At 40.3% G+C, this 13247-nt stretch carries 13 protein-coding genes; 5 read left to right on the top strand and 8 right to left on the bottom strand.

Annotated elements, in window-relative coordinates; translation table 11 throughout:
• Positions 1-9: 9 nt before the first annotated feature.
• Genes E4S40_RS02110 through E4S40_RS02120 form a run of 3 tightly spaced genes read right to left on the bottom strand, consistent with a single transcriptional unit; the run spans position 10 to position 2485 of the window.
• Positions 10-738, bottom strand: coding sequence for a lysophospholipid acyltransferase family protein (locus tag E4S40_RS02110; protein ID WP_135070163.1), 729 nt, complete (start codon positions 736-738; stop codon positions 10-12).
• Positions 731-1108 (bottom strand): globin domain-containing protein, encoded by a 378-nt coding sequence (locus E4S40_RS02115; RefSeq protein WP_135070166.1) that lies wholly within the window; start codon positions 1106-1108, stop codon positions 731-733. Before E4S40_RS02115 ends, E4S40_RS02110 begins: the two co-directional genes overlap by 8 nt.
• A gap of 27 nt (positions 1109-1135) precedes the next feature.
• Positions 1136-2485 (bottom strand): NfeD family protein, encoded by a 1350-nt coding sequence (locus E4S40_RS02120; protein ID WP_135070169.1) that lies wholly within the window; start codon positions 2483-2485, stop codon positions 1136-1138.
• A gap of 176 nt (positions 2486-2661) precedes the next feature.
• On the opposite strand from E4S40_RS02120, the gene E4S40_RS02125 reads away from it, so the two are divergent.
• The 4 genes from E4S40_RS02125 (at position 2662) to E4S40_RS02140 (ending at position 5884) form a co-directional block, all read left to right on the top strand.
• Positions 2662-3822 carry a LysM peptidoglycan-binding domain-containing protein gene (locus E4S40_RS02125; protein ID WP_135070172.1) on the top strand — a complete coding sequence of 387 codons (1161 nt, stop codon included), beginning with the start codon at positions 2662-2664 and terminating at the stop codon, positions 3820-3822.
• Between the two features lie 98 nt (positions 3823-3920).
• On the top strand, positions 3921-4496 hold the full coding sequence (locus E4S40_RS02130) for a DUF6992 family protein (protein WP_135070175.1): 576 nt from the start codon (positions 3921-3923) through the stop codon (positions 4494-4496).
• Between the two features lie 60 nt (positions 4497-4556).
• The gene (locus E4S40_RS02135) at positions 4557-5111 is read left to right on the top strand and encodes a hypothetical protein (RefSeq protein WP_135070178.1); all 555 of its coding nucleotides are present in this window, start codon (positions 4557-4559) and stop codon (positions 5109-5111) included.
• Positions 5112-5116: 5 nt separating this feature from the next.
• Positions 5117-5884, top strand: a complete 768-nt coding sequence (locus E4S40_RS02140; RefSeq protein WP_135070181.1) for a TIGR02757 family protein — start codon at positions 5117-5119, stop codon at positions 5882-5884.
• Positions 5885-5886: 2 nt separating this feature from the next.
• Here the strand turns inward: E4S40_RS02140 and E4S40_RS02145 are convergent, their stop codons facing one another.
• The 5 genes from E4S40_RS02145 to E4S40_RS02165 form a co-directional block, all read right to left on the bottom strand.
• Complete coding sequence (locus E4S40_RS02145; protein ID WP_135070184.1) at positions 5887-7104, bottom strand: ATP-grasp domain-containing protein; 1218 nt, start codon at positions 7102-7104, stop codon at positions 5887-5889.
• Between the two features lies 1 nt (position 7105).
• The gene (locus E4S40_RS02150) at positions 7106-8527 is read right to left on the bottom strand and encodes a leucyl aminopeptidase family protein (protein ID WP_135070187.1); all 1422 of its coding nucleotides are present in this window, start codon (positions 8525-8527) and stop codon (positions 7106-7108) included.
• 7 nt (positions 8528-8534) lie between these two features.
• On the bottom strand, positions 8535-9656 hold the full coding sequence (locus tag E4S40_RS02155) for an alpha/beta hydrolase (RefSeq protein ID WP_135070190.1): 1122 nt from the start codon (positions 9654-9656) through the stop codon (positions 8535-8537).
• Between the two features lie 66 nt (positions 9657-9722).
• Positions 9723-11447, bottom strand: coding sequence for a bifunctional isocitrate dehydrogenase kinase/phosphatase (aceK, locus tag E4S40_RS02160; RefSeq protein WP_135070193.1), 1725 nt, complete (start codon positions 11445-11447; stop codon positions 9723-9725).
• Positions 11448-11911: 464 nt separating this feature from the next.
• On the bottom strand, positions 11912-12346 hold the full coding sequence (locus E4S40_RS02165; RefSeq protein WP_135070196.1) for a hypothetical protein: 435 nt from the start codon (positions 12344-12346) through the stop codon (positions 11912-11914).
• 240 nt (positions 12347-12586) lie between these two features.
• Here E4S40_RS02165 and E4S40_RS02170 point away from each other — a divergent pair, with 240 nt between their 5' ends.
• Complete coding sequence (locus E4S40_RS02170) at positions 12587-13219, top strand: NUDIX hydrolase (RefSeq protein ID WP_135070199.1); 633 nt, start codon at positions 12587-12589, stop codon at positions 13217-13219.
• Positions 13220-13247: the final 28 nt, after the last annotated feature.

The raw sequence follows: 13247 nt of genomic DNA on the forward strand, positions 1-13247 counted from the left end.
AAGTACGTTCTAAACGGCATTATCTTCATTCAATTGTTTTTGGATGACTGCAAAACAAGCATTCTTCAGATCTTCTTCGCTGGAATCCTCTGTAGGTACGATGGCTTCATGCAGGACCATCTTGGCGGCATGGAAGCTCAAAAGCAGACGGCCGTCATCAGGTAAAATTAGATGATTATACGATAAGGTGACAGGGATAATGGGGATTTGTTTCTCCAATGCCAATCGAAACGCGCCATTTTTGAAATGAACCATCCCAGGAGGATGATGGGTGTAAATTCCTCCTTCCGGAAAAATAACAATGCTGCTTCCCTCATCGATGGCAAGTCCTGCTCTACGCATGGTTTCCGCTCTACTTTTTACCCTAGACCGATCTACCGCGATGTGAAGTTTTTTGAAATAATAGCCAAAAAGAGGAGCTTTCCGAATTGATGCCTTCCCTATGAATTGAACATCCCCCGGGATAAATCCCATCATGGGAATATCGATATAAGAAAAGTGATTTGCCGCAAAAATATAGGGCTGATGTTTTTCCAATTTACTTCGGATTTCGAGGTGTACTGGCTTGAAAATCAGGGTGAAATAAACCTTGGCCCAGTATCGATTGATTTTCCTTCCGAATGGCTTCCAGCCGGGAACCCAAATACAAATCAGGAAAAAAGGAAAGATGATCAAGAAACTGACCACAAAAAGCAATCCTGCATAAATGGTGTAAATTCTTCTCAAAAGATCACGCATGATTAATCATGTGATTGGCAACCTTGATAAAATACCCCATCATCATTTCCCGGACTTCTTGATCTAATTCCACCTTGTCCATTGCTTCAAACATGGTATTTAGCCAGTGATTTCGAAGTTGGGAGTCGATTTTCCATTGCATATGACGCAATCGCAGTCGGGGATGTCCACGTTCTTCCGAATAGGTTTGAGGCCCTCCAAAAACTTGGAGCAAAAATAAATACAAACGCCTTTCAGCTGGACCAAGATCTTCTTCAGGATAGAGTTTTCGAAGGTCTTCGTTTTTAGAAACTCCCTGATAGAAATGATATACCAAGTCTTTGATTTTTTTTTCGCCGACGGCTTCGTAAATACTTTGAAAGGGATTCATGGCTCAAACTTAGCAAAAAGCGTACGTTTAGCCTTCCTGTTTTTTCACTTTCAAAGAAGTGCCTTCTGTAGAGATAACGATGATTTTTTCTCCCTGCTCAATGAATTCACCTCGGGAATAGGCATCAAATATTTCCCCATCAATCTCGATCCGGCCACTTGGTCTGAGCCTGGAGTGGACCACGCCAATTTTTCCTTTCAATGATTCAGGATAAAATGTGGAAGTATAGCCCTCCTGTCTGTCCTGCGTAGTAGCGAGGGTAATGGTATTAAAGGCTTTCCAGGAATTTACCTTTGGGGTAAGCCAGAAAATGAGTCCTACGGCGGTAATCGCTGCAAGGATTACGGTCAATAAAGCGGTGAATAGTTGTTCTGCAGGTACAAATTGAAAATCAAAGTTTTGGTTGGGGAGCATTCCCAGGACCAAACCTGCGAAAATTCCTATAATTCCCAGAATCCCAAAAATCCCAAAACCGGGAACAACGAATAATTCAATAGCTAGGAGCACCACACCAACAATGAAGACAATTACTTCCCAATTTTCTGCCATTCCATTGAGATAGTAGGGGATAAAGTACAAAATGGTGGCAATGATGGATGCAGCCAATGGAAACCCAACACCCGGGGTTTGGAGTTCGAAATATATTCCTCCAATAATGATTAGGATTAATATTCCAGAAATGGCTGGATTAAGAAAGAAAGAAATGATTTGCTCTGTCCCAGAGACCTCATAAGAGATGATTTCTGCATCGATAATGCCCTGAGAAATTAGGATGTCATCGATGGATCGGTATTCTCCTTCACAAAATCCGTATTGAATTGCTTCGGAAACAGAAAAGGTGAGTACAGAACCTTTTTCACTGATTCCTTCAAGTTCAATATTTTCATCGACCATTGCTTCGGCGATTTTGGGATCCCGCCCTGAAGCTTCGGCTGTACTTCGCATCATGGAGCGCATGTAAGACTGATATTTATCGGGGGCAGCAGCTCCATCTACTCCATTGACTACAGTTGCTGCGCCTATACTCGATCCTGGTGCCATGTAAATACTATCACTGGCTATAGAAATCAGAGCCCCTGCGGAGGCAGCATCCTTGTTAATGAAAGTATAAACAGGGATAGGAGACTCCAAAATCATAGTTCGGATATCATCTGCATCATTAACGGCTCCTCCATAGGTGTCCATCTCAATAATAATCAAATCAGCTTCTTCCTTTTCAGCATTTTCTAAAGCCAATTTTACTCGTCGGTTCATTGCAGGGTCAATGTCCCGATCGATTTTAAAGGTATAAACGCGCTCAATTTGTTGATTTTGAGCTTGTATGGGAAGGGTATATGCTCCCAGAAGCAAAAAGAATAGTAAGATGATTCGACTCATATAGCAAGATACCTTTTTCAATGAATTTCCACGATGTAAGCATCTCAAAAGATGTGTTACAAGGCTAATTTCTTGTTCTTAGTTTAGTTTTTGCCCTTTTCAAATTTTCTTTAGCATAATTCTTGATAACTAGTTAGTGTTTGATTTTATCCTTGAATTTTATTTCGATTAATACTATGCATTTTCCCAAATATCTCACTTTGACATCCATCCTCACATTGACCTCTTGGGGTGCCTTTTCAGCGAGTAGCTTGGATTCACTTCGAACGGAGAGAATTGCAGGACAAAACTTTGTCATTCATGAGGTAGAAGCTAAAGAAACACTATTTGCCATTTCAAGACGCTATAAAACTTCAGTTGGAGATATTGTAAAAGCGAATGAAAGCCTCAAAAGTGGATTAAAGGTTGGGCAACAAATTAGGGTTCCTTACATCAGCGAGGCAGCGATACCTGAAGGCTCGGATTTGCATAAGGTTGCATCAGGGGAAACTTTGTTTGCGATTTCAAAAAAATATGGAGTCTCTGTGGATGAGTTGAAGCAGTGGAATAATTTAAAAGGAAATGATTTAAGTGTAGGTCAGGCTTTGGTGATTCGCAAGTCCGTAGGTGAGCCCAAACCTTTGGCGGAGGTAAAAGAACCTACTCCGACAAAAACTCCTGTTCAGGAAACCCCTCAAAAAGAAGTTTCTCAAAAGCCTGTTGCTATTGTAGAAGCACCAAAAGAGGAAGTGAAAAAAGCTGAGAAAGTGGTTGAGGAGAAGCCTTCTTCCACGCCAAAAGCTACTGCATCTGCGCCTTCCAATGCTACTCCAATTGTACCTGGAGACTGGATTTCTCATGAAGTTCGATCTGGAGAAACATTATTTTCCATAGCTAATCAGTACAATGCTCCTATAGAGGATTTGATCACTTGGAATGCGCTTAGCTCTAATAATTTGAAAGTGGGTCAAGTTCTTAAAGTTGGTCGTGCGGAGCCGGGCCCATCTAAGGTGCCTATTGTGGGCGAACCAAAAGTAGCAACTTCCATAGAAGAAATGCATCAGGTTCCTGATGGGGCAAGTTCCGGAGGTTTTAAGAATATATCTGAAATGGGACAAGCCGAAGTGATCCCTGGAACAGGAGGGCATAAAAAATATCTAGTCCTTCATAGAACTGCTCCTGTCGGAACGATCATGAGAGTAAGAAATGAGGAAAATGATATTACGATATTTGCTCGGGTGGTGGGAGCATTGCCAGAAACAGGTGATAATTCCAAGCTCGTGATTAAGCTTTCTCAAGCCGCTTATGAACAGCTAAAGGCTGTAAATTCGCGTTTCCCTGTGGAAGTCACTTATTAAATGTTTTTTGAAGCCCGGTTTTTCAATCGGGCTTTTTTTGAACCAAATGCCTCTTCTAAAGTTCCATTTGTATGACGCCTAGGTCCTATTTCTTTTCTATGATTCTGATTTTTTCCATGTTTATTTCCTTTGACCTTTTGGCTCAAACAGGAGATGTATTGATGGATTTTAATCAGCAGCGCTTGGATTACAATAGAAAAGGAATGCTGATTCTTGGCTCTTGGGCAATAGGGAATATGTTGTGGGGGGGAATTGCGGCAGGACAGACTAGTGGAGAGATAAAGGCTTTCCATCAAATGAACCTGTATTGGAATTCTGTGAATTTGATCATAGCCGGTTTTGGCTATTGGCAGGCAACCCAAAACCCAGGAAGCTTAGGTTTTATGGAAAGCATGGAAGCTCAGCATAGCATTGAAAAAATACTTTTGGTTAATGCAGCGTTGGATGTTGCATACATGGCAGGTGGATTGTATTTGAAAGAAAGAGGACTTCGAAAATCAAACGATAGACTTCAGGGTTTTGGAAAGTCAATTATTCTTCAAGGGGCTTTCTTACTGGCTTTTGATGGAATTATGTACGGTATGCACCATCAGCATGCTCAAGAACTACCTGCAATTTTTGAAAATTTGGCCCTAGGTCCGAATGGCTTTTCAATATCAATTCCTCTGTATTGATTAAGCTCTCGTTTGTCATTGTAGTCAAGCTAGGGTACCTTTGTTCCCTAGTACAGTCCCATGAATAAATTTCAATTGTTTTTCCATCACGTATTCCGCTTTATTTGGAATCTGATTTTTATTGTTTCTTATCCCATACTTGCAAGTTTTGGTTTATTATTCATTGGGCTGACATGGCTCTTTTCCCAACTCTCTAAACTGCTCACACGAATCAAACCTGAAGGAAGAAAAGTGGTTTTAAAGGAAAGTGAGTGGGAGTCTTTACCGCATTCAAATGAACTTTTAGAAGCTAAATTGGTCAAAACTATCATGTTTGGGCCTTCCGGATTTCGATTGAGACGGATAGACGGAGTTCCTAGTGTACTTTCGGATTTTGTTTTTGGAAATAAAGTTCGGGTCATTGAGGAAGGATTTATTTTGGAAAAGTGGAATAGCACTGATCCTAAGCAGCTTCCGGATTTTGATATCTGCTTGTATAATCCCGATGATGATACCTTAAGGTCTCTCACCACCATTAAATGCTTTGATTGGCATGTTTCCGAAAAAAATGAGAATCAACTTTTCTTTAAGTGGTTTGATGGAACGCAGGGAGGAGAAGTTGAAGTCGCTTTGTGATTCAAATGCAGGATTTAAAAGGATTTCTGGACGAAAAGGTCGAGCAGTACAATCAGCCTGCTTTTATACCTAATGATCCCATTTCCATTCCTCATTTATTCCAGAAAAAAGAGGACATAGAAATTGCTGGTTTTTTTGCAGCAATGCTAGCTTGGGGGCAACGGAAAACCATTATTTCAAAATGCTTGGAATTGATGAAGTTGATGGATAATGCTCCTCATGACTTTATGGTCAATCATCAGTATTCAGACCTCAAACCTTTTTTGGAATTTAAGCATCTGACTTTTAATGATATTGATACGCTTTATTTCATCCACTTTTTTTCCTGGTTTTACAAGAAACATCATTCGCTGGAAGAAGCATTTTTGATCAAATCAAATTATTCCAATGAAGCAATGGAGGGAATGTTAATTCGTTTCCATGAGTTGTTTTTCTCCCTTGCAGAAGCACCTAGCCGGACTAAAAAGCATATTGCTACTCCAGCTAGAAAATCTGCCTGTAAGCGAATGAATATGTATTTGAGGTGGATGGTTCGATCTGATGAGAAGGGAGTAGATTTTGGAATTTGGAATAAAATCCAACCTTCCCAATTGATTTGCCCCTGTGACCTGCATGTGGATCGTGTTGCTCGAAAACTGGGATTGATTACTCGAAAGCAAACGGATTGGCAGACGGCAGTAGAACTAACTGAACGACTTCGAGAATTCGATCCCCAAGATCCGGTGAAATATGATTTTGCACTCTTTGGCTTAGGAATCGAAGAGAAATTCTAGACTTAGTGGAATTTCTTTACTTCAGGAGCCGCAGCCGTCGTAGAGTAATCTTTGGTCAAGCGCTCTGCATAATTATCCAATAATTCCAATACGCGATCCCTGCTCTTCGATCTCACGATCAATCCAGCATGGTAATCTAAAGGAACCCTAAAGTAAATTTCCGGATCATCAAAACTGCTCAAATCCGGATGTTGGTATTTGGATAGTGTCAACACAATCCCCGCATAGTGCTTCGAGGATTTGGGTAATTTATAATCTTTTCCTTTTACCAAAGCATCCTCGATTTTAGCCCATTCTGCCCAAAGGTTGATTTGAGTAGCTGCTTCTACCATTTCGGCTAAATGCGCTCCACCTACTCGGGAAGAGGTTTCCAAAAAGTAAATTTTACCATCTTCATGGCATTTGATGAATTCGGTATGGCTTGCTCCGGATTTTAGTCCAAAGGCTTTCATGATTGCCTTATTTGCCTTTTTAATTGCTTGCTCATCCTCTGAGCCATATTCTAAATTCGCTGACCTAAAAATTCCTCCTCCTTGGGAAATTTCCATTGGAGTGGTTAAGTATTTTGAAACAGTGAGGAAAAGACTTTTTCCTTCTAAAATCAATCCATCTGCATGATAAACATCGCCGGGTTTGAATTGCTCTACCAAATAATGAAGGCGGTTATCACCCAATTCATGAATATGTTTCCAAAGGTCCTCTTTGTTGTGAACCTTTATAATTCCATGAGCAGACGCTTCAGATCTAGGTTTTAGAACCCACGGAGCTTTGACATGATCTGCGTATTGATTAATGTCCTCATCATTAAAAAGGGGAGAGAAAGGAGGGACGTTGATTCCTGCATCTTGGGCTTTAATTCGCATGGCAAGCTTGTCACGGAAATAACGACCTGTTGTTTGCCCCATCCCGGGAATTCGAAGATTTTCGCGCAAAAAAGTAGCTTTTTCTACATCATAATCATCCAAAGCGACGATGGAATCTATCTTATGATCTTTCATCAAACCGCCAACTCCTTTCAGCAAAAGATCCAAATCCCAGTCTAAATCCTGACCGGGCATGTAGAATACCTCATCGATGTATTCATAAGCCCAAGGTGAATCTTTGAGTTTTTCAGAAGTGACTAAAAAAACTTGATTGCCTTGCTTCTTTAGCGAAACCAAAAAGGCATTTCCTTTAAAATAGTTGGAAATGCAAAGAAAAGTATGGCCTTGATTTTCCATGTTAAAGATGATTTTCTATCAAATTAAGCAATAAACCCACACCATATGCGGTTCCGGTTTTGCTTTTTGAAAATTCGCTATCCGCGAATGCTACTCCTGCTATGTCCAAATGCGCCCATGATGGATGATCATTCGTGAAAGCTTGTAAAAAGGTTGCCGCTGTAATGGCTCCTGCTATGGGTTTTCCATGGTAGTTTCTGATATCGGCGATTTCGCTATCCATTTCTTTGGCATATTCTTTCCAAATTGGCAAAGGCCAGGTTTTCTCTCCCAAAGCCATTCCGGCCTGTTGAATATGATCAGAAAGCTTATCGTCATTGGAGAAAAGGGCAGCGCATTCATGGCCGAAAGTACCTACAGCTGAACCAGTCAAAGTAGCGAAATCAATCAAGTGGTCAGGATGATATTCCTGATTCAAATAGGACAGACCATCAGCCAAAATCAATCTGCCTTCTGCATCGGTATCTACGATTTCAATGGATTTACCTGAGTGGCTTCCAATCACTTCAGAAGGTAGATAGGCATGCTGGTCAACAGCGTTTTCTACAGCAGGAACAACAGTGGTCAAATTTACAGGCACTTTTAAACTGGCGATAAGTTGAGTTGCAGCCAATACAGCTGCTGCGCCTCCCATATCGGATTTCATATAGTGCATGCCCTGGGTCTTGATATTCAAACCACCCGTATCGAAGGTGACACCTTTCCCAACTAATCCCACATGTTTAGTGGCGTCAGGATGGCGGTATTCCAAAATGATAAATCTAGGTTCTTTTACTGATCCTCTAGCTACCGCAAGAAAGGCCTCCAAACCCTCTTTTTTTGCTTTTTTAGCATCAAAAACATGCGCTTTTATTTCCTGTTCTTTCGCTAAATTTTTGGCCCAATCAGCTAAGTATTCGGGAGTAAGGACATTTGGAGGGAGGTCAACCATTCGAAAAGCCTCGATTTTAGCTGCGAGAATTTTTTCTGCCCGAAGGAGGATTTTTTTACTTCCTGCGTCAGAATGATTTATTCCTACTTTAAGTTTTTGGAAATCGTTTTTTCGAGTCTTTTTAAAAAAATCTGCTTGGTAAGAACCCAAACCAAAGCCAACCAAGGCAGCTTCTAATTGAGTAGCATTGAAGGAATTAGGAAAATCTAAAATCACATGTCCCTGTACCAAATCACCGTTTTTGGCAAGAATTCTTCGAAACGCTACTTCAATTTCCTTGTAGCCTGGATCTTCTCCCAAGCCCAAAAGCATCACCAAATTCCCTTCAGTAGGAAATAGGTAATGACTATCTTTTTTTGCGGAAAATAGGGTGTTTGGAAAGGATAAATCCGGGAATTTTTCTTTTAGAAATTCTTCTAGTTGATTTTCAAAAACGGGGATAACAATCAGGCTTCCCTGATTAATTTTTTTAGGTTGGAATTGGAATTTCATAATTAAATCAATCAGGTTTATCACTGAAAAATAGCCACTCTATGGCTTTTGGGAACTCATCGCTCCAATAGGTTTCGTTATGTTTTCCCTCCATATTGATAGAAAGGCGGATTTTCATTTTTCCTTGTAGACTTTCCCGCTTCAAGAGCCTTTTTCGCAATTTGGTGACATGGTCAATCATGGTTTCGCTTTCATCGCCACCTGCGTACAAATACATTCGGGTTTCTTGGGGTTCGAAAAAGTCCAAAAAGCCCAATTTGATTTTCGGAATTACCCAAAGGGATGGGGAGAAAACCATCAGCTTTCCAAAAACCTCAGGATAAATCAGACCTGAAAAGATGCTCACCAATCCGCCCATAGAACTGCCGCCAATGCCTGTAAACTCACGCTCAGGCTTGGTACGGAAGGTTTTATCTACAAAAGGTTTGAGTGTATCGGTGATGAAGCGGATATACTTTTTTCCATGCCCCACGCCTAGAAGTGTCCTTCCTACATTGTATTCTTGAATTCGTTCGGTCTCGGCATGTTCAATGGCGATAATGATAATTTTACCGATGCCATAGTCGGACATTACTGCCAGCTTTTTATCAATCTGCCAATTGAAATCTGATTTTTCATTGAAGAGATTTTGCGCGTCTTGGAGATAAAGAACCGGATAATGCTCATCGCTCGTCTCGTAGTCGTGAGGTAGGAGGGCCCAAATTTTACGAGTCTTGTTCAATTGGGGAATTTCAAATTCCTCAGAGATCAAATGGATCTTTGGTAATTGACTCGGGCGATAAGGAAGCCAATTATGGCGCCATTTCGCTACTTTTTCCGTTCGCACCAAATCGGAATCATTCCATGTCCGGTTAGGAGTTTTATTCCCATAGCGATCGATCTCCACTTCTGACCAATCGCCTTTGGTGAACTTGTAAATCAGTTCTCCTTCAAATTCTTTCCCATCCGGAAAAGTGAATTCGTAACGCCCCTCCTTGATTTTCTCCATCCGGAATTTGTAATCCTGTGTTGCCCAGTTGTTGAAATTTCCCGCTATGTACACAGGACGATCATCATCATTCGGAGTGAGAAGAATGATTTTTTTGGTTTTGGTCGCTGTATTAATATCGGGTGATTGTGTGGCGTTCATGAACGGGATTTCGGATCAATCCAAGGATGACATACAAAAATAGGCGTTGGGGCTAGGAAAAAGAAATTAAACTTTCTCTTGAGGTCTGAATCGAATTTCCTCAGGGTAGGGAAAAGCGTGAAGTAATTCCCCATTTCGAATCCTATTCTGAATCTTTTGCCAATGGGTAGGATCGAAGAGTTTTTGATGGTAATCTAAAAAATGCTCTTTCAAATCAGGGCGACCTATCATCCAACGTTTGAAATCCTCCGGGAAGACATCGTTTTTGGCAATATCATACCAAGGCTCGGAAGCATAAATCTGTTCATAGGTTTCAGGCTTGGGCTTAACTCGGAAATTCATATCGGTCAAAAACTCGATTTCATCATAATCATAGAAAATGACCCGGTTTTGCCGAGTCAAGCCAAAATTCTTTGTCATCATGTCTCCTGGGAAAATATTGGCTTGTGCCAGTTGGAGAATGGCACGTCCATAATCTTCTACCGCATCCCATCCTTTTTCCTTGCTACATCCTTCCAAATAGAGGTTGAGTGGTCGCATCTTTCGTTCTGAATATAGATGCTTGATGATCAGTTGGTTATTTTTGATTTCTAGCAAGGAATTGGCCGTGTTTCGAAGTTCTTGCATCAGTTCAGAACTCACACGGTCCAAAGGAATATGGAAATATTCAAATTCATGCGTATCGGCCATTCTTCCAACCCGATCATGGAGCGATACCAATTTGTACTTCTCTCGGACTTCCTGCCGTGTCATGCTTTTGGGAGGTTCAAAGTGATCCTTAATTAGCTTAAATACCACGTCAAAAGAAGGAAGAGTAAATACCGTCATCACCATTCCTTTTACCCCAGGAGCAACGACAAATTGGTCTGTGGAAGATTGCAAATGATAGAGGTAATCTCGATAGAAAAGTGTTTTTCCATGCTTATTAAAACCTATTGCATTGTACAATTCATGGGTTTTTTTGTGGGAAATTACCGAACTCAAAAAGCCTACAATTTGGGAGGGGATTTCAGCGTCGACCATAAAATAGGAGCGGGTGAAACTGAAAAGGTGACTCATGATATTTCGATCAAAAATCAGTGTGTCTACAAAGACACCTTTTTCTCCATGCATCATAGGAATGATAAAAGGCATCCACTTATGTCCCACATAGGTTCTTCCGATGAGATAAGCCGCCTTATTTCGATAAAAAACAGGTTTGAGAATCTCTGTTTTTGTTTCAGGTCCCGGGTTATAACGGGTTAGAATTACCTCTTTGACACTTTTGATCAAAAATTGAACATCCTCTTCTTTATTGAGAAAAGGAACACCCGGGTCGAAATCATCTAGTATTTTCCGAATAATGGGCTCCAAACCCATTTGGCTAGGGTAGGTATGAACTAGATGACTGTTTTCTCTCCATTCACAGATTTGATGCCCTTCCATGACATACATAAGTTCCTCGTCAATAGACATTCCGGGAAACGCTTTTCGGATTACAGAGTTGAAAAAAGTCTCTGCCAACTCTACATCGGGACGATCTGCAATCATGGCTTGGTATTCCTTCCGTATTAAAATCCAGATTTGACGATTAGCAGCATCTTCTCCAAGCATTTCGTTGAACTCGGCAACTAATTGAAACAGGAGATCCTTGTAAAGTCTTAGGCGCTGCCGGTGATTGAGTTGCATTCCTACCCAATTCCGCTCTCGAAAATATTCAGGAGCTAATCTCGTGTAGGTATTGAAACTTCGGATATAACTTTCAAAACCAGAGAAAATTTTTTGGGCTAGGGGGAGAGCTCTTTTGGGCATACTGCAAATAGCTGAATTTTGGGAAGAATTGAAAAAGATTCAAAGTCTGGAAACGCAAATTTTAAGTAGTCATAGTTTCAGAAGGAAATTATGCACACGATTGCATAAAAAACGGCCAGAAGTTGAGTTTAAAAAAATCAGAAATTGGTTAAAAATATTTTTCGCTGTTTAGGCTTGATTTTAAACGATTTAAATCAAAAAAGCGGTGGAAAATAAAATTTTGAAAATCTTTCGCAATCGATTGCTTGGAGTAATAGAAAACATTTTCTACTTTTCGCAGGTATTCATAATCGAATATCTACAATAGGTTTAATAGGTTTGAGAGCAGGAAAAGGTCGGGTCAATAGCCCGACCTTTTTTATTTGCTCGTTTTGGAATTTAATACTCCTTATTATTCTGATTTTGGTCCCCCGATTTGAATGGATTTTTCTTCAAATTCAGTTAACCATATCACCACTTTTAGCTTATAATATGGGGCCCATACTGAGATCAACTGTGGACATATAAATTATGAATCCCATCAGAATAGAGGCAGGAATGCCAATGGAGATCAAATAATTGGTTCGCAATACTTTAAAGGTCTCCAATTGATCCAAAGGAATTTCAAAAGGAGTTTTAGCTGTTTTTTGCTTTTTTTCAGATACTGTTTGGATCAGATTCGCATATAATACCTCCCTAGAATGGGATAGGTACTCCAACTCGTATTCTTTTCCATTTTGTAATAGGACTTTTATTGTCTCATGTTCTTTTACTTGGTCCAATTGTAATTCCAATTTTTCTTGTTCACTTAAGCTCTGTTGAGTTTCGGTAACTTTATTTCCCAAGGGTTGATAAGTCTTACATGCTTGAAAATGTCCGAGGATCATAAGAGCCAAGATGATTTTTAGGAAAGTTTTCATCTTATTTTCTGGTTTTGTGATTTTCTCGAATTCAAGGATTGAAGAATTCATTTATTTAATCTTCAAAATTTCTAGGTATTATTTTCTGATTTGGGATTTATTGCAAAGTGATATTAATCAGGATTTTACCTCACTAAATTTTTAACAAATCGAGTTTTCCGGCGCGGATAAAAACTTTGAAAAATTTGGATGTTTTTTGGGGTGAAACTTAATTGAGGGAATATTCGATTTTTCTTTTCAATGACCCATTCTGAAATCGTCACTTTCCTTCAACAGCGCTTGGCTAGTAAACTTCCAGGACAGGTAGCTCATTTAGAAATGGCGCCTCAACCGGTGGATATGCGTCGGTTTCAGCCTAAGGTTCCGGAGAGCCACCGTAAGGGGGCGGTACTTTTATTGCTTTACCCAAGTGAAGAAGGAGTGATGTTTCCTCTTATTAAGCGGCCAGTTTATCCCGGTGTTCATAGTGGCCAAATTGCCTTGCCAGGAGGCAAAATGGATCAAGAGGATAGTAATATTATTTATACAGCCTTGCGTGAAGCTGAAGAGGAAGTAGCAGTAAATCGGGAGAGGATTGAGATTTTGGGTCAATTAAGTGACTTGTATATTCCAACTTCGAATTTCTTGGTGACTCCAGTATTGGGGAGTATTAATGAAATTCCCCAATTTGTACCTGAGGAGCGGGAAGTGGATGCTATTTTACCAACTGGATTGGATTTATTACTCGAGCCAAGCCGTAGAAAAAGAACCCTCTTGAAACTCAGCAATAACCTTCAATTAGATACACCTTATTTCGATTTGCATGGTGAGATTGTTTGGGGAGCTACTGCCATGATTTTAAGTGAATTGGTAAAATTGATCCAAGAGGGATAGTTTTTTGTGTTGGGCTTTTGGCCATTTG

Origin of the sequence: Algoriphagus kandeliae (assembly GCF_004571135.1) — a bacterium.
GTDB classification, from domain to species: Bacteria; Bacteroidota; Bacteroidia; order Cytophagales; family Cyclobacteriaceae; genus Algoriphagus; species Algoriphagus kandeliae.

Coding starts and splice junctions, on each gene's coding strand:
- E4S40_RS02155 (WP_135070190.1), bottom strand. CDS start 9,656: ATGAACGCCACACAATCACCCGATATTAATACAGCGACCAAAACCAAA.
- E4S40_RS02120 (WP_135070169.1), bottom strand. CDS start 2,485: ATGAGTCGAATCATCTTACTATTCTTTTTGCTTCTGGGAGCATATACC.
- E4S40_RS02125 (WP_135070172.1), top strand. CDS start 2,662: ATGCATTTTCCCAAATATCTCACTTTGACATCCATCCTCACATTGACC.
- E4S40_RS02130 (WP_135070175.1), top strand. CDS start 3,921: ATGATTCTGATTTTTTCCATGTTTATTTCCTTTGACCTTTTGGCTCAA.
- E4S40_RS02145 (WP_135070184.1), bottom strand. CDS start 7,104: ATGGAAAATCAAGGCCATACTTTTCTTTGCATTTCCAACTATTTTAAA.
- E4S40_RS02115 (WP_135070166.1), bottom strand. CDS start 1,108: ATGAATCCCTTTCAAAGTATTTACGAAGCCGTCGGCGAAAAAAAAATC.
- E4S40_RS02135 (WP_135070178.1), top strand. CDS start 4,557: ATGAATAAATTTCAATTGTTTTTCCATCACGTATTCCGCTTTATTTGG.
- E4S40_RS02170 (WP_135070199.1), top strand. CDS start 12,587: ATGACCCATTCTGAAATCGTCACTTTCCTTCAACAGCGCTTGGCTAGT.
- E4S40_RS02110 (WP_135070163.1), bottom strand. CDS start 738: ATGCGTGATCTTTTGAGAAGAATTTACACCATTTATGCAGGATTGCTT.
- E4S40_RS02150 (WP_135070187.1), bottom strand. CDS start 8,527: ATGAAATTCCAATTCCAACCTAAAAAAATTAATCAGGGAAGCCTGATT.
- E4S40_RS02140 (WP_135070181.1), top strand. CDS start 5,117: ATGCAGGATTTAAAAGGATTTCTGGACGAAAAGGTCGAGCAGTACAAT.
- aceK (WP_135070193.1), bottom strand. CDS start 11,447: ATGCCCAAAAGAGCTCTCCCCCTAGCCCAAAAAATTTTCTCTGGTTTT.
- E4S40_RS02165 (WP_135070196.1), bottom strand. CDS start 12,346: ATGAAAACTTTCCTAAAAATCATCTTGGCTCTTATGATCCTCGGACAT.